This window comes from Vibrio wakamikoensis (genome assembly GCF_050337275.1).
Taxonomy (GTDB): Bacteria; Pseudomonadota; Gammaproteobacteria; order Enterobacterales; family Vibrionaceae; genus Vibrio; species Vibrio chaetopteri.
The window spans coordinates 31,730-55,851 of the sequence record NZ_JAKJST010000016.1; the positions used below are offsets into that span (position 1 = coordinate 31,730).

Annotated in this window: 20 protein-coding genes and 1 tRNA gene; 12 read left to right on the forward strand and 9 right to left on the reverse strand. The window is 45.8% G+C overall.

Features of this window, described 5'->3' with window-relative positions:
- The first annotated feature begins 158 nt into the window (after positions 1–158).
- The 8 genes from kefG to rplI all read left to right on the forward strand — a co-directional run bounded on the left by kefG (position 159) and on the right by rplI (position 5,897).
- Positions 159–773, forward strand: coding sequence for a glutathione-regulated potassium-efflux system ancillary protein KefG (gene kefG / locus L4C42_RS07350; protein ID WP_353497736.1), 615 nt, complete (start codon positions 159–161; stop codon positions 771–773).
- Positions 757–2,553, forward strand: a complete 1,797-nt coding sequence (gene kefB, locus L4C42_RS07355; protein ID WP_353497737.1) for a glutathione-regulated potassium-efflux system protein KefB — start codon at positions 757–759, stop codon at positions 2,551–2,553. The genes kefG and kefB overlap by 17 nt, the downstream gene beginning before the upstream one ends.
- Before the next feature lie 32 nt (positions 2,554–2,585).
- Positions 2,586–2,789 (forward strand): YheV family putative zinc ribbon protein, encoded by a 204-nt coding sequence (locus L4C42_RS07360; protein WP_338165463.1) that lies wholly within the window; start codon positions 2,586–2,588, stop codon positions 2,787–2,789.
- 118 nt (positions 2,790–2,907) lie between these two features.
- On the forward strand, positions 2,908–3,492 hold the full coding sequence (gene slyD, locus L4C42_RS07365) for a peptidylprolyl isomerase (protein WP_353497738.1): 585 nt from the start codon (positions 2,908–2,910) through the stop codon (positions 3,490–3,492).
- Positions 3,493–3,578: 86 nt separating this feature from the next.
- The gene (locus L4C42_RS07370; RefSeq protein ID WP_353497739.1) at positions 3,579–4,520 is read left to right on the forward strand and encodes an isoaspartyl peptidase/L-asparaginase family protein; all 942 of its coding nucleotides are present in this window, start codon (positions 3,579–3,581) and stop codon (positions 4,518–4,520) included.
- Positions 4,521–4,719: 199 nt separating this feature from the next.
- Positions 4,720–5,109 carry a 30S ribosomal protein S6 gene (gene rpsF, locus L4C42_RS07375; protein WP_353496513.1) on the forward strand — a complete coding sequence of 130 codons (390 nt, stop codon included), beginning with the start codon at positions 4,720–4,722 and terminating at the stop codon, positions 5,107–5,109.
- Positions 5,110–5,186: 77 nt separating this feature from the next.
- Positions 5,187–5,414 carry a 30S ribosomal protein S18 gene (gene rpsR, locus L4C42_RS07380; RefSeq protein ID WP_353496514.1) on the forward strand — a complete coding sequence of 76 codons (228 nt, stop codon included), beginning with the start codon at positions 5,187–5,189 and terminating at the stop codon, positions 5,412–5,414.
- A gap of 30 nt (positions 5,415–5,444) precedes the next feature.
- Positions 5,445–5,897, forward strand: coding sequence for a 50S ribosomal protein L9 (gene rplI, locus L4C42_RS07385; RefSeq protein ID WP_429759948.1), 453 nt, complete (start codon positions 5,445–5,447; stop codon positions 5,895–5,897).
- Positions 5,898–5,949: 52 nt separating this feature from the next.
- Here rplI and L4C42_RS07390 read toward each other — a convergent pair whose 3' ends face one another.
- The gene (locus L4C42_RS07390) at positions 5,950–6,708 is read right to left on the reverse strand and encodes an Eco47II family restriction endonuclease (protein ID WP_429759950.1); all 759 of its coding nucleotides are present in this window, start codon (positions 6,706–6,708) and stop codon (positions 5,950–5,952) included.
- A 172-nt stretch (positions 6,709–6,880) separates the two neighbouring features.
- Between L4C42_RS07390 and L4C42_RS07395 the strand changes: the two genes are divergently transcribed.
- Positions 6,881–8,560, forward strand: coding sequence for an RluA family pseudouridine synthase (locus L4C42_RS07395; RefSeq protein WP_429759952.1), 1,680 nt, complete (start codon positions 6,881–6,883; stop codon positions 8,558–8,560).
- Positions 8,561–8,659: 99 nt separating this feature from the next.
- On the opposite strand, the gene L4C42_RS07400 is transcribed toward L4C42_RS07395, so the two are convergent.
- Genes L4C42_RS07400 through L4C42_RS07415 form a run of 4 tightly spaced genes read right to left on the reverse strand, consistent with a single transcriptional unit; the run spans position 8,660 to position 14,351 of the window.
- Positions 8,660–9,226 (reverse strand): condensin complex protein MksE, encoded by a 567-nt coding sequence (locus L4C42_RS07400; protein WP_429759954.1) that lies wholly within the window; start codon positions 9,224–9,226, stop codon positions 8,660–8,662.
- Positions 9,226–10,635, reverse strand: a complete 1,410-nt coding sequence (locus L4C42_RS07405; RefSeq protein WP_429759956.1) for a hypothetical protein — start codon at positions 10,633–10,635, stop codon at positions 9,226–9,228. Before L4C42_RS07405 ends, L4C42_RS07400 begins: the two co-directional genes overlap by 1 nt.
- Positions 10,628–13,567: a hypothetical protein gene (locus L4C42_RS07410; RefSeq protein ID WP_429759958.1), complete on the reverse strand. Its 2,940-nt coding sequence runs from the start codon at positions 13,565–13,567 to the stop codon at positions 10,628–10,630. Before L4C42_RS07410 ends, L4C42_RS07405 begins: the two co-directional genes overlap by 8 nt.
- Positions 13,560–14,351, reverse strand: coding sequence for a hypothetical protein (locus L4C42_RS07415; RefSeq protein ID WP_429759960.1), 792 nt, complete (start codon positions 14,349–14,351; stop codon positions 13,560–13,562). The genes L4C42_RS07410 and L4C42_RS07415 overlap by 8 nt, the downstream gene beginning before the upstream one ends.
- A 565-nt stretch (positions 14,352–14,916) precedes the next feature.
- On the opposite strand from L4C42_RS07415, the gene L4C42_RS07420 reads away from it, so the two are divergent.
- Together L4C42_RS07420 and L4C42_RS07425 are read left to right on the forward strand one after the other, a co-directional pair.
- The gene (locus L4C42_RS07420; RefSeq protein ID WP_429760068.1) at positions 14,917–15,498 is read left to right on the forward strand and encodes a class I SAM-dependent methyltransferase; all 582 of its coding nucleotides are present in this window, start codon (positions 14,917–14,919) and stop codon (positions 15,496–15,498) included.
- A gap of 21 nt (positions 15,499–15,519) precedes the next feature.
- Entirely contained in the window at positions 15,520–18,432 is a 2,913-nt protein-coding gene (locus L4C42_RS07425) for a DEAD/DEAH box helicase family protein (RefSeq protein ID WP_429759962.1), read from the forward strand.
- Positions 18,433–18,491: 59 nt separating this feature from the next.
- Here L4C42_RS07425 and L4C42_RS07430 read toward each other — a convergent pair.
- From L4C42_RS07430 to L4C42_RS07440, 3 genes are all read right to left on the reverse strand, one after another.
- A tRNA-Ser gene (locus L4C42_RS07430) sits at positions 18,492–18,579 on the reverse strand.
- A gap of 145 nt (positions 18,580–18,724) precedes the next feature.
- Complete coding sequence (locus tag L4C42_RS07435; RefSeq protein ID WP_429759964.1) at positions 18,725–19,174, reverse strand: L-alanine exporter AlaE; 450 nt, start codon at positions 19,172–19,174, stop codon at positions 18,725–18,727.
- A gap of 396 nt (positions 19,175–19,570) precedes the next feature.
- Complete coding sequence (locus tag L4C42_RS07440) at positions 19,571–21,814, reverse strand: hybrid sensor histidine kinase/response regulator (protein WP_429759966.1); 2,244 nt, start codon at positions 21,812–21,814, stop codon at positions 19,571–19,573.
- Between the two features lie 144 nt (positions 21,815–21,958).
- Here L4C42_RS07440 and L4C42_RS07445 point away from each other — a divergent pair, with 144 nt between their 5' ends.
- Entirely contained in the window at positions 21,959–22,528 is a 570-nt protein-coding gene (locus L4C42_RS07445) for a UPF0149 family protein (RefSeq protein WP_353496536.1), read from the forward strand.
- Between the two features lie 91 nt (positions 22,529–22,619).
- On the opposite strand, the gene L4C42_RS07450 is transcribed toward L4C42_RS07445, so the two are convergent.
- Entirely contained in the window at positions 22,620–24,020 is a 1,401-nt protein-coding gene (locus tag L4C42_RS07450; protein WP_429759968.1) for a BamA/TamA family outer membrane protein, read from the reverse strand.
- Between the last annotated feature and the right edge of the window lie 102 nt (positions 24,021–24,122).

Sequence of the window (24,122 nt, forward strand, 5' to 3'; positions counted from 1 at the left end):
TGGTATATGATGGAACAAACTGATAACAAAAACAGAATGATTTCAATAACAATCATCACTGTCTACCCTTAAAGATTAGGGTAAAGAAGAGTGACTGACTCTCGCTGTTGTTAGAGAGCAGTTTACGAAGTCGTAAGTATGGAGATGGTTTTCAAGGAATGACGTCAGAATTACAACACTTAAACCAATCCCCAAAAGTTCTGGTGATCTATGCGCACCCAGAGCCACAAAACTCTATCGCCAATCAGGTGATGCTCAAGAAAATCCAATCATTGGATAACGTCACCTTGCGTGATTTGTATGCCCTGTATCCTGATTTCTTTATTGACGTCAATGCTGAGCATCAGATGCTACTTGAACACGATGTGATTGTGTTTCAGCACCCACTTTATATGTATTCCTGCCCATCGCTGCTCAAAGAGTGGATTGACCGAGTGCTGGGCAAAGGCTTTGCGTTTGGTGATGATTGTGCCTTGGAAGGCAAATATTGGCGCAGCGTGATTACCACAGGCGGTAAAGAATCGGCCTTTAGCCAGTCTGGCTATAACAAGTACCCACTTGAGCAGATATTGCAGCCGTTTGAGCTCAGTGCAGCCTTGTGCAAAATGCACTGGATGGAGCCTTTGGTTCTCTACTGGTCACGCCGTGTGGATGATATGGATCGCTATCAGCATGCCGAGCTCTACAGGCAGTGGTTGATGCATCCCTTTGATGAGTCATTGATGATGTCGTCGCTAACGGCAAAGGGGGCAGCTGATGGCAATGGAGAATGATTTCTTACAGAGTGGTGTGATATTTCTCTCTGCGGCAGTGGTGGCTGTGCCGATTGCTCAGCGCTTGGGCCTAGGAAGTGTGCTTGGCTATTTGTTGGCGGGCGTAGCGATTGGCCCTTGGGGACTGGGTCTTATTAGTGATGTCGACGAGATCCTTCATTTCTCCGAGTTTGGCGTGGTGCTGCTACTGTTTTTAATAGGTCTTGAGCTAAACCCCAAGAAGCTTTGGCAAATGCGGGTACCAATACTTGGTCTCGGTGGGGCACAGGTATTAGTGACGACTTTGGTGTTATCGGCCATCGCCTCACTGTTTGGTCTGACTTGGCAGACCAGCTTGGCGATAGGGATGGCTTTAGCACTCTCCTCTACCGCGATTGCATTGCGAGTGATAGAAGAGCAAGGATTAGCGGGCGGAGAAACAGGGCAATCAGGTTTTGCAGTGTTGCTGTTTCAAGATATCGCCGTGATCCCTATGCTGGCGTTGATCCCTGTATTGGCTGGCAACACCGCAGGTAACTGGGGTGACATCTTGTGGATGCTCGCAGGTGTGCTTGGGCTGCTAATCGGTGGTCATTACTTAATTCGACCTCTATTTCGCTATGTCGTGATGAGCGGAGTGCGAGAACTGTTTACGGTGGCGGCGCTACTACTGGTGATCGGTATTGCAGCCTTTATGCAAAAGCTGGGTCTATCGATGGCACTTGGCACCTTTTTGGCAGGGGTGCTATTGGCTGAAAGTGAATATCGTCATGAGCTTGAGATAGCCATTGAACCGTTTAAAGGTCTATTGCTTGGTCTGTTCTTTATTGCGGTGGGGATGGCGGTCAATTTAGGACTTTTGGTCTCTGAGCCATTCAAGGTGCTGTTGGCTGTTGTGTCACTGGTGGTTATAAAAGGCCTAATACTTTACGTGTTAGCAAGGTTGTTTGGTATTCGCCCTAAAGCGCGCAGTAAGATGGCGGCGATATTGAGCCAAGGTGGTGAGTTTGCTTTTGTTATTTTTACCGCCGCGAGCGCGCAAGGTTTGTTACCTGCTGAAGAGTCCGCTTTTCTATTGGTGGTGGTGAGCTTGTCCATGGTGACCACGCCATTGCTATTGATGGCACAGGAAAAGTGGTTTGAAAAATCTTTGAATCAAGAGCAGGAAACCACAATTAAAACCGATGTCGAAGACAGGCAGCCACGAGTCATCATTGCTGGTTTTGGTCGTTTCGGACAAATCGTTGGTCGTTTGATGTACGCCAACAAGGTCAAAATTACCGTATTAGAGAGTGATGCGAGCCAAATTCATCTGTTAAGGAAGTATGGCTACAAAGTATTTTATGGGGATGCCACTCAACTAGACCTGTTGCGCGCTGCTGGCGCAGACAAAGCCGAAGCCATTATTGTCTGTACCGACTCGCCGGAAGAGATCATGGAAGTGGTGGATATGTGCCATAAGCACTTCCCGTCACTCAAGGTTCTAGCGCGTGCTCGAAGTCGTGTGGAAGCCTATCAATTAATGAACCATGGTGTGGATCGTTATTCTCGAGAGACTTTCTTGGGGGCGCTTGACTTAGGTCGCCAAGCTCTTATTGAACTGGGTTTTCATCCTTATGAGGCCAAACGCGCAGAAGCGCATTTTAAAAAGTTGGATAATTCCATGCTCAAGGAGCTGCTGCCGCAGCACAGTGAAGATAAACAACTGGCGCAACGTTCAAAAGAAGCTCGTAAAGAGCTTGAAGAGATCTTTGGCCGTGAAATGGAAAAAGACCGTCAGTCTCGCAATTTTTGGGATTAGGAAGTCAGGTCGTCTGGATAGTAGGAAGTAACATGAGCAGTACCAAGAAACGTTTTATCGCCGGGGCAAGCTGCCCGAAATGCTCCACTCAAGACAGTTTGCGCTGGTGGATAGAGAATAATGTTGAGTGGGTAGAGTGTGTGGATTGTGAGTTCACCGAGCAGAGAACCCCTAAAGCTGTAGAAAAATCTGAACGAAGTGATGAAGAATTAATCGGTATTTTTAAGCCGGAATGATTGAGTTTCTATTTTCTATCCCCATAATATGCTCACACGCCGCCTAACGGCGGCATTGTTTTGATAAGACTAGGCGAAGTTAAGTGTTTAGTCTTAGTGCCAATCCTTTGGAGTATCCATGAAAATTGCTAACAACGCAGTAGTAAGCCTAGCGTACCAAGTAAAAACTGAAGACGGTGTGGTTGTTGACCAAGCAACTGTAGACGCACCTCTAGATTACCTACACGGCCACAACAACCTAATCACTGGCTTAGAAAAGGAACTTGAAGGCAAAGAAGCGGGTGACAAGTTCACTGCAACTGTATCTCCAGAAGAGGCATACGGCGAGCACAATGACGCGCTAGTTCAGCGTGTACCAGCGAACGTATTCCAAGGCGTTGACACAATTGAAGTGGGTATGCGTTTCCTAGCGGATACTGACCAGGGTCCAATCCCAGTAGAAGTAACAGAAGTTGATGGCGACGAAGTTGTGGTTGATGGTAACCACATGCTAGCTGGCCAAACACTAACGTTTGACGTTGAAGTGGTAGCACTTCGCGATGCAACAGCAGAAGAGATCGAGCACGGTCACATTCACCAAGGTGGCGATAGCTGCTGTGGTGGCGAAGGTCACGGTGAAGAAGGTGGCTGTTGTGGTGGTGAAGGCCACGGTGAGAAGAAAGAAGACGGCTGCTGCGGTGGCGGCGGTTGTGGTTCTCACTAATCACACGCTTTTCAAAGGCCTCCCATTGGGAGGCCTTTGTCGTTTATAGTACTCGTAAAATATAACGAAGAATAAGGAAGTGATGTATGACTCAGCCTTTTGCTATCGCAATTCACGGTGGTGCCGGTACCATCCTTAAAACGCAGATGAGTGATGAGTTAAAGCAACAGATACTCGATGCGCTAAGCCGCTCAGTAAAAGCAGGGGCTGCGGTATTGGAAGCGGGTGGTGATGCCCTCGATGCGGCAGTGGCAGCTGTGCAGGTTATGGAAGATTCGCCGCACTTCAACGCTGGTAAAGGCTCGGTGTTGACTCACAATGAGATGGTCGAGATGGATGCCTCTGTGATGCACGGCGCTCAGCAAGATGCAGGTGCGGTGGCCGGTGTTAGGCACATTAAAAACCCGATTGCACTTGCTCGCGATGTGATGCGCGACAGTGACCACGTGCTCTTGATTGGCGAAGGCGCAGAAAAATTTGCTTTTGAGCAAGGCCATGAGTACACAGAACAAGACTATTTCTTTACCGAGCGCCGCTATGAGCAGCTTCAATCTATGAAAGAAAAAGGGCTGTTTGCGCTATCGGAATCAAAATATCCTGATGATAAAAAGTACGGCACGGTAGGTGCGGTGGCGCTGGATATGCAAGGCAATTTGGCGGCAGCTACCAGCACAGGCGGCGTGACCAATAAGAAATATGGCCGTGTCGGCGATACCGCCATTATTGGTGCAGGCACCTATGCGGAGAACAACAACGTTGCCGTATCGACTTCGGGCATGGGGGAGTACTTTATCCGTAAAACCGTAGCCAGTGATGTCGCCGCGCGCATGCGTTATCTCAAAGAAGACGTACATACAGCCTCAGAAAGCGTGATACAGGGTGAACTCAAACAGATGGGTGGAGAAGGTGGCCTTATCGCCATCGACGCAAGCGGTGACATGCATTTTGCAATGAATAGTTCTGGGATGTACCGAGCGTCGATTGATGCGGAAGGTGCGCTGACCGTTAAGATATACGCTGATGAGTAACTGCTTGTTAGCTCCTAGGTTTTTGGTTCTAGTATCTAGGGCCAAGAACCAATCCCCCTGCTCTTCAAAATCGCTTGCTTATTATTCGCCCTTTATGTAACATTTGCGGTCCTTAATTCTCGGTCTTTTTTATTAGTTCCTTGCTTCCTCTGGATGACCGAGCCAAACGTGGAAGCTAATAATCCGTAAGGAGCAACCAATGCGTCATTACGAAATCGTATTCATGGTGCACCCTGATCAAAGCGAGCAAGTTGCTGGCATGATCGAGCGTTACACTGGTTCAATCACTGAAGCTAACGGTACTATCCACCGTCTAGAAGACTGGGGTCGCCGTCAAATGGCTTACCCAATCAACAAGCTTCACAAAGCACACTACGTTCTAATGAACGTTGAAGCGCCACAAGAAGCGATTGATGAGCTAGAAACTGCTTTCCGTTTTAACGATGCAGTTCTACGTAACATGATCATGCGTACTAAAAAAGCTGTTACTGAGCCTTCTATCATGCTTAAGCAGAAAGAAGAGCGTTCTGAGCGTGCTCCACGTCGTGAAGAGCGTACAGAAGCTAAGCCAGAAGCATCTGCAGAGTAATTTTTTACTCATTTAGTACTTGGTAGTGGTTCTCCACTGCCGACTTTAAGACTTTAATTTAGATCAGGAGATAGCCCATGGCTCGTTTCTTCCGTCGTCGTAAATTCTGCCGTTTCACTGCAGAAGGCGTTACAGAGATTGATTACAAAGACGTAACAACTCTAAAAAACTACATTACTGAATCTGGTAAAATCGTACCTAGCCGTATCACTGGCACAAGTGCTAAATACCAGCGTCAGCTAGCTCGCGCTATCAAGCGTTCACGCTACCTAGCACTACTTCCGTACACTGATAAGCATCAGTAATCGGCACCGTTTAGAAAAGAGGATTAAACAATGCAAGTTATTCTACTTGATAAAATCGGTAACCTAGGTGGTCTTGGCGATACAGTTAACGTTAAATCTGGTTACGCTCGTAACTTCCTTATCCCACAAGGTAAGGCTGTAATGGCAACTAAGAACAACGTTGAAATGTTTGAAGCTCGTCGCGCTGAACTAGAAGCGAAAGTTGCTGAGCAACTAACTGCTGCTGAAGCACGTGCTGAGAAAGTTAACGCTCTAGAAGCAGTTGTTATCGCTTCTAAAGCGGGTGACGAAGGCAAACTATTCGGTTCTATCGGTACTCGTGACATCGCTGACGCAATCACTGCGGCAGGCGTTGAAGTTGCTAAAAGCGAAGTTCGTCTTCCTGAAGGCGCTCTACGTACAACTGGCGAGTTCGAGATCAGCGTTCAACTTCACTCTGAAGTTTTCGCTCAAATCGCACTACAAGTTGTTGCTGCTGAGTAATTCAGTTGTAAGAACGCGAAAAACACCAGCTTCGGCTGGTGTTTTTTTATGCTCAAGAAAAATTAAGCTCCTCAAAGCCTTCATATTGCTCAAATGGAAGCAGATAGATACTTTTTAGCACGTCGTCAGAAATGTTTTCCAATTCAGTGAAAACCGTATTCTCGATTTTTCCAAGCTTGGCTTCAGCGACGACATCGTCAATCACCCTAGGTAATACCTGACATAGTTTCTTGAAGGCATGAGCGTCACCCGTAGCGATCTCATAGAACTTGTCCATTGATACTCTTCGAATGTTTTTATGACTGATCTTTTCACCATCTAAACTGATTGCCCAAGGAATATCTTGGCTATTCTTAGCAATAACCTCAACTAAGTAACAGACAGCCTTATCATCGCGGACAATTTTGTTTTGCATTTTCATGTAGGTCTTCTGTGATGAAGCCGAGTTCATGGTGTTATGCTTGTTTTTTAGCTCCGCATAGATATTTAGCTCTGAGTTAATCGTATCAAAGCCTTGCTCAGGCACTTCCCAGCCATCAAAAAATTTAAATATATTTTGATGAAAATAGCCGATGTGATTGGTGTTTGACTTGTCAATCTGACGAATAGACTCAGATTCAATGATTTCAGGTATCGTCTTGCCATAAATCTTTGAATCAAAGGTAAGTTTGATTGGGTCAAGTAAGTTCTTATTAAACTGCGACAGGTTGATTTTGAATCGGTACTTAAGAACCGTATCTTTCACATGCTCAAATAGCTGCTCATCGCTAATAAATCCTAAACCATATGCTTCTGACTTGGTTGCTGACATAGATGCCTACCTTTATGTTAATCAGACAGTTATGTTACCCGATTAGCTAGAAAATAAAAGACACACCGAGCCCCCCTCAAAGAGCTCAAAAGCCAACAAACACTACTCATGGAAATTCTGTCCAAAAGAGGTACAATCCGTGCTCAATTTTCTATGACCCACGGCCTTTAATATGCACTCACCCCAACACTGCTTTAACCAATTTGATGTTGCTATCGAAGGCTACGAGTTACCCAAGCAATTTACGTTCCCGTTCTACTACACGCCCCACCCGCTGTGCGTGTTGGCGGCAAATCAGCTCCAGCAGTATCTAGAAACACAAACTGACTTCATTTATGACTTTGGCATAAAAGACGAGAGCCAAGGTCGAGGTAAGATGTTCGGTGTTTTACTGGTGCAAAACCCACAAGGCCAAATCGGCTTTTTGAATGCCTTTTCTGGCAAGATTGCAGACCAAAATCTCCTGCCAGGATTCGTCCCACCAGTTTTCGACATGCTTACTGAAGACGGCTTCTTCCGAGAAGACACCGACGCCATCACCAAAGCGCTTGCGACATACAAAACCTTCGCCGACGCACCTGAAATCACAGAACTCAAAGAGCAAATCGCTACAGAGCGTGCCGCGTACCAACAAGAAGAACAAGCGCATCGCGACACCAGGATTCAAGGACGTGCTGCTCGCAAACTGCAGCGAAAAGAAGCGCAACAAACACTCAGTGGCGATGCTCTTCAGTCCTTACTTGACGAGCTTGGCAAACAAAGCGTTGCAGAAAAAAACACGCTAAAATATCTAAAGCTTAAATGGGAAGATAAGCTCGCGGTTAAAGAACAGCGACTAGCAGAACTAGAAACTCATCTTGCAGAGCTTAGAGAGCACCATAAAGCGCTATCAAACGCATTGCAGCACAAACTTCATAAGCAGTATCGCTTTTTGAATCAACGTGGCGAAACGAGCGATTTAGTTGATATCTTCGCGGCAACAACAACGCCAATCCCACCAGCCGGTGCCGGCGAATGCGCCGCACCAAAACTGCTGCACTACGCCTACAAGCACGGCTTTACACCTTTGGCTTTGGCCGAGTTTTGGTGGGGTGCATCGCCGAAATCAGAGATCCGCAAGCACGGCAATTTTTACCCATCCTGCAATAACAAGTGCCAACCTATCTTGGGACACATGCTGCAAGGCCTAAGCGTAGAGCCTAACCCGCTAGAGCAAAACTGGGCGCAAGACAAAAAGCTGGAAATTGTATTCCAAGATGAAGCAATGGTGGTCATCAATAAACCATCAGGTTTGTTATCTGTGCCGGGCAAAACCATTAAAGATTCTGCCTATACGCGGCTGCAAGCTCTGTTCCCAGATGTTGAAGGCCCCTATGTGATTCATCGCCTAGACATGGCGACATCCGGATTGCTCGTCTTCGCCTTAACCAAGCGCGCCAACAAAAGCCTACAAAAGCAGTTCATTACCCGTGGTGTACAAAAGCGCTATGTTGCATTGCTCGAAGGTGAGCTTTCCCAAAGCGAGGGCGATATTTCGCTACCCATGCGCGGCGACCCTGATGATCGCCCAAGACAGCTAGTGTGCTATGAACATGGCAAGCCAGCGCAAACTCATTGGGAGTTGATTGAAGTGCGGGATGGCCGAAGCAAGGTGTACATGTACCCGAAAACAGGCCGAACCCACCAGCTACGCGTCCACAGTGCTCATCATCTTGGCTTGAACATGGCTATGGTTGGCGACACCTTGTATGGCGAGAAGTCAGATCGTTTGCATTTGCATGCAGAGCGATTGGAGCTTGATCATCCTTATACCAAAGAGCGGTTGGTGTTTCAGGTTGATTGTGAGTTTTAAGGTTGAAGTTGGCTTTCAACCTTAAAACTCTTAGTGTAGTGGTTTAATGATCCCAAACGCGCACCTATTAACAAATGAAGGCACCTATATCTTGAAAACCTAAACTTGTTCTTGTGAGTACTTCTCCACATGTAAGTTCAGGAAATGCATACCTGCTGAGCTCAAAATGTAATGCTTATCGCCACATTGATAAAGAAAGTTTCGGTCCACTAAGTAATTGATGGCTTTGTCCCAAGTTTCGATTCCAAGCGCCAATCGGATGTCATTGTAAATCGTTTGCTCGCCGATCTCTTCCAGTGCAGCTCGCCCTAGCCCTATAACTGGCGTTGTTAAATCATCTAGGTCAAAACCTTTATCTACCCAATAGCGCGCGATAATCAACAGCATGGCTTGAATTTTTGTGGCATTGGTGTCGGCATCTTCCTCTACTTCACTGCGACTGATGTAAAAAAACTCACCATCAACATTAAAGTTAAGTGAGTAACCAATGTGCTGATAGAGCTGATTAAAGTGCTCGAGATTGTTGTAAAGCTCAGTATAAAGTGCATTCTCCAAAAAGCTTTGCTGGTAAAGATCATAAACCTGTTTAGTAATGACTTTACCATTAACGAAAGTTGTATATATCTGCTGACTTTTCGCCATGTTTACTTGAGAAAATGTGTTCATTACTGAGTTACTCGCTCTGTTCGGATTTTACGGTAAAGATAAACGGTGTCGCGTTGAGCGATTCGTTGGCGGATGTTGGTCATCTTGAGTCTATGCCCATCTAGTATCCCCTCACTGCGTAATAGAAAGTTTAGCCCTTCCAACAAGTCTATAAAGTGATACTCATCTAAGTGATCTTTGAGGCGTCGGTGCAAAGATATAGTAAGATCTTGATACTCGGCCATTTTCATCTGTTTAACCAATTCAAAGATCTGCTCTGCGCGCACTAGTCTGAGTTCTGTCGTATTGTCTTTACTGCTCACTAAGTCAGCAAAACGGCCCTGCTCTAGTAAACCTCTATCCGCAACTCGCGCGTCAATATCACTCACGACGTTATTCAGGTAGGCTTCCGAACTGCTGACGCGGAGCACTTTAGGCCTCGCTTGCTGCATCAAGCCCATGAAGGCACCATTGTCGCGGGCAAACTGTCCATCAATTTGGCTGCGCTTTAGGTTTTCTTTTGTGGCATCTAGGGCTTTGACCAACTCGCCAAACGCCCCCTCAATCGCATTAAGTTGTTGAAGGCGTTTTTTGGAACGCGCCAAAAACTGGTCAACAGATTGCGATACTTTACTGATCTGCTTGTGAAAACTGTTGAAGCTCACCTCATACCTTAACAGTGCATTAGCCCGTTCATGGTCTTGATGACGTTCAAACTGGCTGCGTAAGCGTTGCAGACACTCAAACAAGTTTGGCCCATCTTTCAACCGGCTTTTTTCATCCAAAAACTGCCGTGTGGGCAGTATGTGTCTCGATAACAGCAGCGATATCTTTTCTATTGAGTCTTGCTGCAAGGCCGAGAACACTTTTGGGTTGTCCGACTTAGCAGCCAGTTCACTCGCATCGCATAACTCTTGGTTGATGGTCTGCATTTTTACCAGATTCAGGCGGATGCTGTTTAGTAGTTCGCTCAATTGGTGAAAAAGCTCATCGATCAGCTCCTTAAAATCTAGGTCGCTATCGCTATACAACATAGTGCCAGATTGAAGCTTCTCTAAGAGTAGGCGTATCCCTCCTAACTGGATTTTGAGAGCGACATCGGTGAGATCTTGAAACAGACTGCGATCAAACAGACGGAAAACACCTATCACAGCTCGATCGAAGATCAGACGGCTTTCACCACCAAACTCATCTTTGTCCACCAATATATGTGCAGCCAGTAAGTTGTCCGTAGAAAAGGCGGTGCGTAAATGTTTTTGTTTATCTTTATGTTGCCTCTGAATGTAACGATGCAACAAAGAAACAAAGGACGCTTCTCTCACATAAGGCTCACCACTTTCATCCATTGTGCGGATCACATCTCGCATGATGGTGTGATGCTCGAGCATAATGGCAAATGTGGGGATGGTCAGAAGTCTTTGATCACTCATCTGCCTCTCCAAACATATCGAGCTGCTCTCTATCCAGTGCACTGCCTTTTGTCACAAAGCTTTCTGGCGCGCCAGTATAAGCAATAGTGCGAGCTTCACTATAAGGTTTTGAAGTACGGAGAGAATCCAAACGGAAATGTTGGCCAAACTTAAATATGATTTCACTGGATGCCGAATTAGTGGACGCGCTCAAAACTCGAAAGCCAGCTTGTTTCATGTTTGGCAATAGCCAGTCAAACTGCGAGCTGTCCACTGAAGCCCCTTCGTCGATCACAAGTGGAAACTGAGTTGCGCAAGCAGTATTTCGTAGGCGGCTTAACAAAATCTCTACCAATTTAATGTTGATGAGCATGATAGTAGAGGTTGACTGTGACTTACTCTCCCAACTATTTTGACCGCGTTTTTTAACTCGATAGCTGATACCCGAGACGATTTGCTCCATGGTCAACAATGCAGCCTTGCCCTCTGGAAAAAACTTTTTGCTGAAGGCTTTGAGTCGCTCAATAAACTGCTCGGAGGCTTTCTGATCTGAGTGCGTATCAAAGAACTCGATTTCCCTCACCAAATCATCAAACCGAGCCTCTACTTTGATCTTCGCTTCAACCTGCGATAAATCATTGATTGCTACACCATCAAACGCTCGGTTAATACTCTGCTCAAACTGGTGCACCATTTCTCGATTGTTTTTTAGCTCATTAATAATGGAGTGAACAGAGTGCTTGTGTTCAATAAAGTTTTTGCGCAGGATATCAAACTCATCGTCTAGTCCGTGGTAGCGCGTTTTAAGCTGGTTAAATGCATGTTCCAGAAGTTCATCATCTAGGTGAGAGAGCATCAATTTGTCGTCGTTTTCGAGCACCTGTTCTCTAACGAAATCTTGCAGTCTTTCGGTAATATCGGTTTTTGCTTGACGCTTGCTATTGAGGCTCTCGATTCGCGTCAGTAATGTTTCTTCCGACAAATCCACAGTCTGATCGGGTAACACTGAAAAATCGCTAACTGGCAGATGGTGCGCCGCAAGTTCTGCTTTAACTCTCACATCGTACTCTGACAGTTTTTCTAGCAGCCGTTTTTTCTCCGCAAACTGGTCTATTTGCACCTCAACCCGTTGCTTCTCTTGCTCTAACAAATCTGTTTGAGCCATCAACTGCTTTTGTAACGAGTCACGGGCTTGTTCCGATTCGGCGAGCTCTTTATTGATCTCTTGAAGCTGTTGCACATTATTCGCGTAAGCTTGTAGAAAGCTGATTTCTTTCTCGGTACGCTTAATTTCAGTTTTTAACGCGGTAATTTCTTTAATTCGCTCTATGCGAGATTGATTACCCGTCGCACTGAGTTCCGCAACTCGCTGGCGTTTTTGCTCTAACGTTTGTTGTACTTGAGCCAAACGCGCTTGATCGGACTCACGATTTTCGGGTTGCCTAAACCCTATGGTTACGTCCCAAAACGCGTAGTGCTGCTGTTTTTCTTCTAGTAAATCAGTAAATGACTCAATTGCTTGTCGCTCAGTTGAGGACAGCTCTCTCGCAGGGTTAGACTCTGCCAACTCCTCATTAACCGCCGCTAACTTCAGCCAAACACTTTCAGGTAACTGGTTAAATAGCTTATATTGCTGTGCGTTGACCGAGGTTTGATAGCGAACTTCCGTCTTTTCAAGGTCGGCAATGTCCTGCTTGAGCGTTTCAAGTTCAATGTGTAAAGCATCGGCATCTTCCTTTAATCTTAATGCTTCTTCTCTATCTTCTAGGTGTTCACGGTGGCCTGAAATAATGTCGTCTATCGTTTCGCTTTCATCGTATAGGTTGATGATAAGATCGGTCTCTTGAACAAGATCATCGAGCTTGTCCTGTTGACGAGACAGGACTTTAATCTCACCTTTCAATGTCTGCTGTTCTTCGGCGGTACCATCACACGTTTTTTGGGCTGTGCGTACCTTACCTTTCTGCAGCGTCAGCTGTAACTTTTCTTGCTCAAGAGCTTGGTTTTCTAGATTAATTCGGCTGTCCAACATCATCGCATACTGCATCAACGCCTCTTCAGCGTTTTTATTACTGATTAGCTGTTGATGACTGATAGCAAGCTTTTCGTATTCTGGCCTTAAGCTTTCAATCTTTTTGAGTATAAGCTCGCGACGCGACAACATATCGTTGTGATGTATAAAGGCGTCAATATCAAAGCTAAGCTCGTCTTTACGCTCTTTCTTTCTCGATTCTATAATGTTGGCGACCGCTAAACGAACCGTATCCGAGCCCGTTTTCATGTCAAACAACAAGCGAACCAAAGCACGAAAAGCATCGACATCGGAGTCCTTTGTTGAGCTAAGAGGAAATAAGCAAAACCGCATCGCATCAATATCAAGGAGTTGATTTGCATAAATCAACTCCTTGATCGCAGAAGAGCGAACTAGTGATTTGAAATGCTTATCCTCACGCTTCAAAAAACCTTGAACTTTGCTTAGTGTTAAATCATCAACTCGGCCACCTATGCCATCTTCTCCGGCATTGTCATCCCAAAAAAGGTGACGAATCTGAGCATAGCGAAGTGACGTGAACATGCGTCGGTAATCAAGCTTGTCCGAATTACCGCGATAGAGTATTTGGCAGTGTGGCAATGGCCCGCCCAGGTAATTATCACACTCTAAAATAAGAAAGCTGGTGTTACTCGGAAAGTAGTGTTCAAAGCACTCATCATTGGTGTAAAAATTGCCTTCTTTATCTGAAAAACCAAATTTATTTTTTGAGTCTTTGAAGTTTTCTTCCGGCAGTAAAAACAGTCGAATGGCGTTTAGAATAGACGTTTTACCGATGTTTCCGCCGCCGATGAGGATGCCCCCTTCGCGCAAATCTATTTCTGCAATGGCAACGCCGGCACTGTCTACCGCGACCAAGCGCGATATACTGATTAAAAGGTTATCTATTGCGTTGTTAAGCATCGGTGGAGTCCTGTTGTATTTCGGGTAGTAGAGCTTCTTGCTCTAGGAATGAGCGAGTATTGTTCATAATGTCGGCTTCCGAGTTTAAGCCAAGTTCTCGAGCTAGCTCTATCGCCTTAACCAAATGAGCGCTGCTTTTGGGCTTGAGTTTGAACTTGCTTCGGTACACGCTCCAATCTACTGGGGCTAGCCATCGACATTTAGGGAGAGCATTTTTCAGCGTTTTGTAAATGACCAGTCCTCCTAGTTCAACATCCTGCGCACAATAAATTTCATCATAACTAGCTAAAAATGGCATATTCAGGTTATGACATATCTGGTTGCCTGAGCCAAAAATAATATCTGAGTCATCAGCCAATAATGGATGACCAATAAACGCCAAAAACTCTCGATATCGATAGAAATTCTCAATATTTTCGATGAGCACCGCTCGCTTACCATTCAGGCTTCCTTGAGTTTTAAACCCATTAGCGTCAGAGACAACCACAAATGGGATCTGTGACTTAGCAGTACTGTTCAAAACCAACAAGTGAGCGAAGTTACTGGGAAAATCATGTGAGCGCCCAAAGTGCGATGCTCCGACTCTATCGCTTACCTCAGCTTCAAAAAGTGCCCGATGTCGCTCATCATCCAGAATCACCATTTTATGCCCGTCACTGTCACGCGTAGCGCTATAGATTTTGCGCCATTCATTCTTATCTGAGAATGGTAAGCACTTGATAAACCGATCCAAGTTGATCGGTTGACCATGTGAAATTTTATTGAGATATTGATTCAGTTTCATTTTAAGATGTTGTTAGCTATTCCACCTAAAGAGGTAAGTCTGGCAGCCTCACTGTTGTCCCTGGTTGCGATTTTACAATGCAGTCGATACTGTCTAGCAACCAATCAAAAACAACAGACAACTGATGAGTCGAGGTGTGCAATACGGGCACCACCGAATAATCACTCAATTTTGCGTCATGTTCGCCTACGTTGATAATAGATGTGTTATCCATAAACAACATTTTTCCGTTTAGTATTAAGTGGTTGTTGGTAATCGATGATGCAGGTTCAGTCGGAAGTGTTCAAGTTAGATTTATATAATAGTGTCGAAAATTGCATAGCTGGATAATTTTCATCCCATCTGGAGTCTATCGTTAGCCAATTTGTAATCAGAGACAAAGTTCATCACGAAGGTGAATCAACCAACAACAGAATATAGGTATTTATAGCCCCTAATATGTTCATATAGATTATAAATATCAGCTAGTTACTGTCATACTATCTAATCTAATCTAATATGTAGACCCGTCAGCTAAGATAGTGCACACTGCCTTTAGTGACAAAACTTGAGCCTCCCCATGAACATTACCAACCACTACTACACAGAACACGCACAAGATTTCTTTGACTCAACCGTAGCTGTTGACGTTCAAAAGCTTTATGCGCAATTCCTTCCTCGAGTCAAGGCGCAAGGTAAGATCCTCGATGCCGGTTGTGGCTCTGGCCGTGACAGTAAACACTTCCTTGACCTCGGCTATCAGGTTTGTGCATTTGACGCCAATGAGTCGCTGGTGAGTCTTGCATCAAATCACCTAGGACAACCTGTCACTCTCGCAAAGTTTGATACCTTCGCAGGCGAACCTAATAGCTTTGATGGGATATGGGCATGTGCATCACTCTTGCATGTTGAAGCTGAAAGCCTACCAAGCGTATTTATTCATCTAAGCAAATTGCTTAAGCCCGATGGTGTGTTCTATTGTTCATTCAAGTACGGTGAGTCAGCGCTCGTTCGCAATGGTCGTTACTTCACGGATATGAACGAGGATAAGCTAAAAGAAGTGCTGTCGCACACAGAACTGACTATTGATAATACGTGGAAAACCTCCGACGCAAGACCTGGCAGAGAATCTGAAAAGTGGCTAAACGCCATTCTGATTAAAGGCTAACCTCGAACTCGGAGACCAAACATGCCTCATCAATCGCTGATACTGAAAGACAACCTTCTGACCACTGGAGGCGACGACCCGCTTCTACCGCAACTCATTCACGCGATAAACCACGCAACTGAAATTGAAATTGCAGTGTCTTTCATTCAACCATCAGGGTTGGACTTGCTGCTTCCGAGTATCTATGAGGCGATTGAGCGTGGTGTGCTGCATCAGCGTCCTCTCAAGCTTAGGGTTTTGACATCTGATTACCTTCACATTACTCACCCTATCGCCTTACGTTCATTGGTTGAATTAGAAGGAGAAGGTGTCGAAGTAAGAATATTTGAAGCTCAAAACCGAAGCTTCCACTTAAAGTCCTACATATTCGTTCGCTGCGACGAGGCTCGATCATACTTTCAAGGCACCGCTTTTGTTGGCTCGAACAACATCAGCAAGTCAGCTCTTACCGATGCCCACGAATGGTGCCTGAGACTCGACTATCAGCAACCTGAAAGCTCTACTCAAGCGAAACAGTTTCATAGCATTCGCAATGAGTTCGATAAACTATTTCACCACCCATCTGCGATGCCACTCAATGATGAATGGATTGATACCTATATCAAACGCAGACAACCACCTAAACTAACTGCCGTTGGTGATTCTGCTCTACTCGATGATGATGAATACTCTCCAAACTCTGCACAAGTAGAGGCACTTAATGCACTCGATGCAACACGAGAACAAGGCAATGTCCGCGGACTCGTTGTTATGGGCACAGGCATGGGCAAAACTTGGCTATCGGCCTTCGATGCCAAGCAGCTTGATGCTGCGCGAATTCTATTCGTAGCGCACCGAGAAGAGATTCTCACTCAAGCATTAAATACCTTTGCCAAGCTATGGCCGGAAAAATCTGCTGGGTACTATCACGGCAAAAGCAAAGATAAGTCCAAGGAGATGTTGTTTGCCTCTGTACAAAGCTTGGGTAAAAAGCAACACCTCAAAAACTTTGTACCGGACTATTTTGACTACATCGTGGTAGATGAATTTCATCATGCGAGTGCAAAAACTTACTTAAACATTCTCAACTATTTTGACCCAAAGTTTCTACTTGGGTTGACCGCGACGCCTGAGCGCACCGACCAAGCCAACATACTCTCTCTATGTCACGACAACTTGGTGTTTGAGCGCAACTTAGTACACGGCATCGATAGTGAGATCTTAACGCCTTTCCACTATTACGGAATATGGGATGAGTCGGTCAACTACCAAGAAATCCCTTGGCGAAATGGTAAGTTTGATCCAGCTGCTCTTGATGCACAATTTGCTACTGCGCAAAGAGCCAAACACGTTTTCAATCATTGGCAAGAAAAGCAGCAATCGCGAACGCTGGCATTCTGCGTGTCGAAAAAACATGCCGATTTCATGGCAGAGCAGTTTAACAAGACCTACGAATCTCAAGGTCTAAAAGCGCTCTCTGTGCACAGCGACTCCTCTGTGAGACGCAATGAAGCCTTGACTCAACTCGATAAAGGTGAGGTTCAAGTTCTGTTCTCCGTCGATCTGTTCAATGAAGGAACGGATCTACCCTCGATCGACACGGTATTGATGCTTCGTCCAACCGAGTCGAACATTATCTTTCTTCAACAGCTTGGACGTGGCCTTCGCCGACATGAAAACAAAAGCCACTTAGTTGTGCTCGACTTTATTGGAAACCACCGCTCATTTTTAAACAAACAAGAGGTGCTAGGCATTGCGTCCCCACAGTCTATCCAAGGGCAAGGAGGAAAGAATGTTAAAACGCCAAGTATAGGTGAAGGCTGCTTTGTAAACCTAGACCCAGAGATTATCGACTTCTGGCAACAGATTTCCAAACAACTACGCCTTAGTGCAAAAGAAGAGTTCGAACGACTGACGAACCACCTCGGTCATCGACCAAGAGCGGTGGAGTACTTTCGAGCTGGGTATGACTTATCAAAAGTTAACAAACAGCATGGTAGTTGGCTGGAACTCGTTGCAAGTGTCGAGGACGATTTAAACCTCCAACAATTAATCTCACCACATGGCAAGTTCTTTTTGGGTGCCATCCAGAAAATGAGCATGACTAAGTGCTTTAAAGCGATACTGCTTGAAGCTTATATAGAACTAGACGGCTTTAACAACCCTCCAACGGTAGAGACTCTAGCAGAAAAAAGCTGGCACGTGCTCGCAAGATACCCTCGCTTAAAAGCAGCCGACCTGTCCAAAACACATCAAGGTTTAGAGCCTGATTCTGCAAAGTGGACAAAATACTGGCGTGACAATCCAATCAACGCTTTCATTGGTGGGAACAGCAAAAAAGGCGAAAGCTGGTTTGCTAATGTGGATGGAAAACTAACGGCCAACTTCTCCGTAGAGTCATCACTTCAACCAGCATTTCATGACTTCACTAAAGAGCTTATTGACTTCCACCTAGCAAAATACACACAGCGCGCTCGCGAAAAAGACGAACAGGCTTCAGTCCAAACCGACATACTGCCTGTAGCGGCAAATGAGGGAACTATCCTCCCCTACTTCCCGAACATAAAAATTGCCTGCGGGCACTTCAAAACCGGCACCCACGATGAAGTAGAGTCGATGGCTATCGACCTTCCTAATCTCAATCCAGAAAAACACTTTTTAGCGCGGGCGTCGGGTAACTCAATGAACGGTGGCAAAACGCCTATTTTGGATGGTGACCTGCTGCTATTTGAATTTGTAACTTCGACATCGGCCGGTTCGATTACTGGTAAAACAATGGCCGTAGAAATTCAGGATGAGTCCGGTGACAACCAGTATTTGCTGCGTGTGGTTCAGAAGGACAAGCAAGGCCAGTACTGGTTGAAGGCGAATAATCCTGATTATGGGTTGATGTTGGCGAATGAATCGATGAGGACGCTTGCTCGGTTGAAGCAGGTGCTTAGCAAACACGCTTAAGGGTTTTCTTGAGCGATAGAAACGAAAAAGCCCCAGCATTTCTGCTGGGGCTTCGAATTTGGCGGTGAGTGAGAGATTCGAACTCTCGATACGTTGCCGTATACACACTTTCCAGGCGTGCTCCTTCAGCCACTCGGACAACTCACCGTATTTTGATTTGGTTAGCGCTCTTGGCTAACGGGGTGGTAATTTAATGATTCCGCCCCGCTTGGTCAACCCTAAAAGGGAAAAAAGCTGCGCTTTTTTAATTGTTTGCTTACTTTGTGATTAATTCGATCAAATGATCGGCAAATCATACGCTTTGGTAGTAGCCCGGCACTCGGAACCAACGGCGACATAGATCTAGGAAGTAGCCGTATAGGACGCCCATTCCGCAAGACACAATTGCATTACTCGATACTGCGGTAATAATTTGGTCTGTTGATGCACCTACCGTAAACAAAATCGCTGCGTAGACTGGCGATTGGAACGCGACGTACGCGACCAGATCCGAGAACGCTTTCATAGGACCAGAAGGCGATACTTTCGCGCCTTTGCGTAGTGCCCAGTCACGGAACACACCGTATGGCCATGCGATGGCGATGTTCACAGGGATAGACAACAAACGTGATGCCAATGACTGCTCGAAGGTCATGCCAGAGACAAGCACTTCAATCAACATACCAGACACAAAACAGAACACGACCATTGCAAAGGTATCAGCGGCCGCGTTACGAATACAGAAAGGAGCTTTCGGTTTCACTTACAATCTCACAGGACAATAAACTAACATAAAATCGAATATCGACTCATATGACTGGATATTTACCACCATCCAGATAACAGCGCTATTAGAACACCAATTTGGTAGATTTACCTACCGTATTTCAAACTCAAAGGTAAATTTATCACCAATTTTGGCGTTCAAAGTAGTCAAACTCGCTATTTGTTGTAGTTTAATTACAAACATAACGCTAAACCCCGTTTCATCAGGGAGTTAGCGTTATGTTTTCGTAGGTTAATGACATAAGAGGGACTGATATATGAACGGTTTAGCCATCACTATCGCTACTTAGCGGGTAGATAAGGTTGAGAGTGGGTCTTTTCGCAATCCAGTCACCAGTTAGGCGACCGGTTAGGTGGGCTATTTAGAAGCGCCTTATTTGGAAACGCCTAGAGACGTCACGTTGCTGCCTTTTCGGCCGCTGAATTGGAACAGTTTATTGGCGAACTGATAAAGCGCGTCGTCGAGAATCCGTTCATCAATAGGCTTGCCGACAATAAAGTCTGCGCCTGCACCCATCATGCGTTCACGAGTCTCTTTGAATACATCGGCGGTGCAGCCGAAGATAAGGGTATCTTTTTCTTTGCCTGGCATATTGCGGATACCGGCGATGGCTTCCACACCGTCCATCACTGGCATGTGGTTATCCATTAAGATTAAGTCGTAGTTTTGGGTGGCAACGGCTTTTAACGCTTCTTCGCCATTGACTACGGAATAAGTAATGAAGCCTTTCCGCTTCATAAAGGTTTCTATGATGATGGTGTTGGTGCGGTTGTCTTCAACAATCAGTGCTTTAAGGCCACGATAGTCGAGGTTGCGCTCTATGTGTACATCCAGCGGTTTTGGTTTACAGCTTGCGAGCCTCACGGTGACTTCAAACTCGGAGCCCATGCCCTCTTGGCTGGTAAGTTTAATATCGCCGCCCATCACGTGTGCGATTTCTTTAACGATAGCGAGCCCTAGCCCTGTGCCACCAAAACGGCGCGTCGTGCTCGACTCGGCCTGTTCAAAAGGTTTAAATATGCGTGCCTGCGCTTCTGGACCAATGCCAATACCGGTATCTTTTACACGGATGGTTAATGTGTTTTTGTCCGCGCCCGTTTTCTCTGACAGGTACACTTCTATGTTGCCCTGTGAGGTAAACTTCACCGCATTGTTAAGTAGGTTAAACAAGATCTGGCGTAGCCTTGCTTTGTCACCTTGGTACCAGCGCTCATCTTCAACGTCGGAGTAAACACTAAACTTCAGCCCCTTTTCGTTACACAAGGTGTGATAAACACTGTGCATACTGCCAATAATGGAGTTGAGTGGAAACGGGTGGCTATCCAGTTCGATATGACCCTGCTCAATTTTAGAATAATCAAGAAGTTCGTTGAGTAGCGACATCATGTGATCGCCAGAATCATACAGGGTTTTAAGGTGCTTTCTTTGTTCTACCGAAAGATCGGTTTTAAGCAAGATCTGCGCGGTACCGAGCACGCCATTCATTGGAGTGCGGATCTCGTGAGACAGTGTTGCAAGGAACGCGGTTTTGGCTTTAGTGGAGGCTTGTGCTTTCATGCGCTCTTGGTCTAGGTAAACTGTTTTTTGATTAAAACTGTCTATCAGATAACGGATCTCGTCTGGGCTGCGATAATTAATATCGATACTGCCGCCATGGCGTGATTCATCCACCTCTTTAGCAATGATCGCAATCGGCTTGATGAGGTATTGGTTGATAAGGTAATAGCCAAACATTAAGCACAGCAGCATGACAGGAACAATACCCAACTCAACACTCTTAACGATGTCTGCCACTTCATCGGCCACCAGCCTTCTGGCGTTGACCACTTCCAGACTCCAGTTAAAGTCGCCGAAACTGAGCTGGCTAATGTAGATACCGCGCTCAACTCTAAAGTTGTGTTCAGTGATAACTTGCTGATTGGCATCTCGAACAATCACGCCGAGATCGTGCTCTCTCGCTTTACTTTTTACAAAACCAATCAAATTTTCTAGCGACAGATCCACGGTGGCAACACCAGCGAACACACCTTGAATATAATAAGGCGCGGAGGCGGTGATCATCTGAACATGGGTGTATGGGTCAACATAAACCTCAGACCAACTGATGGTATTGCTTGGTGTGTCTTTTACCGAAGTATACCAAGGCTCTATATGGTAACCTGCGGTTTGAGGGTTGTTCCACAAGTCGATTTTGTCGACTTCACCGGTACTGGTGCGGTTGTAAAACAAGCTGGAGAGCTTAACATCGGGGTCAACGGAATACGGCTCGGGCCATATACCGCCGCTCACGGCAATGCCATCATTCAGCTTAAAGACTTGGCGCAGCGCTTTGTCGAGGGAGTGACGATCACTAATAGTCTCCTCCATGGCCACGATACTTTTTAATACACCAAGGGAGCTATGAAGAGGAGCCGAGATCTCAGCGGCAAGGAATTCACTTCGAATATCAAGGTTTTGTTCTAGCTTGGCACGAACGGGCGACTCTACCACCCAATAAGTGATAGTACCAAAGATGGCAATAAACACGGCCAGGTATACGGCGAGTGCAATAATGCTTTTCTTTTTAAGCGACTCTTTGACGACCGATTTTTGTAAAACCGACTCTTTGATAACCATAGCGAGAGAAGACTTCCTTTCTTCGTGTGCATGAACTGCATCTTCTTGAGATGTCTCGTTACTTTAGTATAGCTATAGGTAATTGAAGCCTAGCTTGTTACTATACTCAAGATATTCATAATTTAGCCCTAACGGTAAAGCATTTTGGAACTAAAAGACATACTTTCCCTTCCTGAGCTAGAAGGAAAACTACTCAACAACGCGCAAACTCAAGGCTTCGTCACTTCTATGGCATCGGCTCCACACACCTTGCCACCAGAAGAATGGCTACCGTTTTTGTGGGGCGGTGAAGAAGTTGCACCCTTTACTTCGGGCGAGCAGCTAGAAGACTACGCTCAAGCGGTGATTACGCTTTGGAATCAATACCGCCCAGCGCTTTTAGATGGCGAATGGCAATGGCCAGAAGGTTGCGATTTGGATGAAGAAGAGATCGTTACTCAAGAAGCCAAAGACTTTTGTGAAGGTGTATTACAAGGCTGGCAACTAGCTCGTGATGACTGGGAAACGCTGATGCCGGAAAACAGTGAAGATAATGCACTACTTGGCGGCGTATTGCTGTCACTGAGCATGCTGTATGATCCAGAAACCTCGATTGCGACATTGCAAGCGCAAGGCATTGAAGGTCTCGAACAGTTCAATGAAATCTATGCAGCCATGCCAGTGATGCTATGTGGTATTACGCAAAAAGGCGCTGTTTTAGCAGAGAACCAGTAAGTAGCAGAAAATCAATAGTTGGTTGAACAGCTATGGTTAGCCAACAGTATTGCTAGTCAAACGCCCTCACGATAGTGAGGGCGTTTTTGTATCAGAAGGCTTCAGTAAAGTTGAAGTAGAACGCTGAGCCGTGTCGACCCATACCGAGATCGAGTCTGATGTTCATTCGAGGCTGGAGTTCATAACGATATCCTACCCCATAAGAGACGATGGCATGCCCAGTCAAGTCATCCATAGAATTGCCTACAGAGCCAACACCCGCCCACGCTGTCATACCATGGTTTGATAGTACGCCAGAGTCACGACGAAACGTATGGCGGTACTCCGCGGTGACTTCCGCCGTTACTTTGTCTCGATACTGTCCTTGGTAGTAACCGCGCATTGAACTCGCACCACCGATTTCCGGCATGTCGTAATACGGCACATCACCAAATGCTTGCTGATAATGAGCAAGCAGTGCAATCACTCTACCTTCGGCGACGCTATGGAAAGTACGGTACTCCATATCGAGTTTTTGGTATTCCGCCTGACTGCCCAGTGCCTCACTGTATAGCAGCACTTCACTGCGAAACAGCGAGCCACTCCATGGGTTCACGGCCACGTCACGGCTGTCATATTGCAGACTCGCACCCAAACCCCAAGTAAATGGCTTGTCTTTAAAGGTGTTAAAGTTTTCATCCATAAAGGCCGCTTCAGGCTCTGAGGTTGGGCTGTAGTAGTTCAGTTTTACAGCAGGCCCTGCGAACCAGTTGCCGGTTAAGCGATAGATGAGGTTGCCTTTGTAGTTGTTCTCGATAGCTGAGTATTTTGTTACCTCACCGAACTCAAAGTCGTTCGCCGCGTCATAACCAATACCCCAATAGTGCTTGCTCTGAGAGCCAAGATTAAAGTTGCCTTTGAACTGAACATCGTTGTTGTTCCAATACAGCTCATGATGGCCACTTAGGCCATAGCCCACTTCGGAATCACCATAGTTGCCAATCAAGAACGCCGATAAACTCGAGCGCTGCAGCGCACTTTGCGCGCGATCAGTCTTGAACGAATACAATCCGCCCAAAGCGACCAATAGTCCTTGTTCTGGGGTATAAGCCGGACCGCCAAGAAAACTAAACATAGGCAGGCCATTAATTTCTTGATAGTACTTTTTAGCGTACTTCAAATCGCTCACGGCCTGTTTGTTGGAGACTTGGCTGTTGGCATCTTGTTTGGCTTGATCATCCCCATTGTCTTGGGACTTAAGATAGTCAATGGCATTTTGGTACTCATCGACTCGCGCATTGGCTTTATCGATATCGCTCTCGAACACCATGTCCTGTTTCGAGGTTGGCAGAGAGTGGGGAGCATTGGAAGTTTCTAGGTTAGCAGCATAAGCCGCCGAGCTGGACACTAGTGCAGCAACCAAAGAAACCGACAACAAACGAACGCGCATGGACAAGGACACCTTAATCAACAGAATGAATTCAGTGAATGAACGTTCATTCACTGAATTCATAAAACGCGCGCATAATATACAGTATGTATTTTCGTATCAATAAATATTTTGTATGGTATCGATTACGTTATCTTGTCGTAAGAATAAGCCTGCAAACAAAGC

What these genes read in the sequence shown, in the direction of transcription:
- rplI (WP_429759948.1), top strand. Translation starts at nt 5,445, where the DNA reads ATGCAAGTTATTCTACTTGATAAAATCGGTAACCTAGGTGGTCTTGGC.
- L4C42_RS07395 (WP_429759952.1), top strand. Translation starts at nt 6,881, where the DNA reads ATGCACTCACCCCAACACTGCTTTAACCAATTTGATGTTGCTATCGAA.
- rpsF (WP_353496513.1), top strand. Translation starts at nt 4,720, where the DNA reads ATGCGTCATTACGAAATCGTATTCATGGTGCACCCTGATCAAAGCGAG.
- L4C42_RS07400 (WP_429759954.1), bottom strand. Translation starts at nt 9,226, where the DNA reads ATGAACACATTTTCTCAAGTAAACATGGCGAAAAGTCAGCAGATATAT.
- rpsR (WP_353496514.1), top strand. Translation starts at nt 5,187, where the DNA reads ATGGCTCGTTTCTTCCGTCGTCGTAAATTCTGCCGTTTCACTGCAGAA.
- kefB (WP_353497737.1), top strand. Translation starts at nt 757, where the DNA reads ATGGCAATGGAGAATGATTTCTTACAGAGTGGTGTGATATTTCTCTCT.
- L4C42_RS07415 (WP_429759960.1), bottom strand. Translation starts at nt 14,351, where the DNA reads ATGAAACTGAATCAATATCTCAATAAAATTTCACATGGTCAACCGATC.
- L4C42_RS07410 (WP_429759958.1), bottom strand. Translation starts at nt 13,567, where the DNA reads ATGCTTAACAACGCAATAGATAACCTTTTAATCAGTATATCGCGCTTG.
- L4C42_RS07360 (WP_338165463.1), top strand. Translation starts at nt 2,586, where the DNA reads ATGAGCAGTACCAAGAAACGTTTTATCGCCGGGGCAAGCTGCCCGAAA.
- L4C42_RS07390 (WP_429759950.1), bottom strand. Translation starts at nt 6,708, where the DNA reads ATGTCAGCAACCAAGTCAGAAGCATATGGTTTAGGATTTATTAGCGAT.
- L4C42_RS07440 (WP_429759966.1), bottom strand. Translation starts at nt 21,814, where the DNA reads ATGGTTATCAAAGAGTCGGTTTTACAAAAATCGGTCGTCAAAGAGTCG.
- kefG (WP_353497736.1), top strand. Translation starts at nt 159, where the DNA reads ATGACGTCAGAATTACAACACTTAAACCAATCCCCAAAAGTTCTGGTG.
- L4C42_RS07405 (WP_429759956.1), bottom strand. Translation starts at nt 10,635, where the DNA reads ATGAGTGATCAAAGACTTCTGACCATCCCCACATTTGCCATTATGCTC.
- L4C42_RS07450 (WP_429759968.1), bottom strand. Translation starts at nt 24,020, where the DNA reads ATGAATTCAGTGAATGAACGTTCATTCACTGAATTCATTCTGTTGATT.
- L4C42_RS07370 (WP_353497739.1), top strand. Translation starts at nt 3,579, where the DNA reads ATGACTCAGCCTTTTGCTATCGCAATTCACGGTGGTGCCGGTACCATC.
- slyD (WP_353497738.1), top strand. Translation starts at nt 2,908, where the DNA reads ATGAAAATTGCTAACAACGCAGTAGTAAGCCTAGCGTACCAAGTAAAA.
- L4C42_RS07425 (WP_429759962.1), top strand. Translation starts at nt 15,520, where the DNA reads ATGCCTCATCAATCGCTGATACTGAAAGACAACCTTCTGACCACTGGA.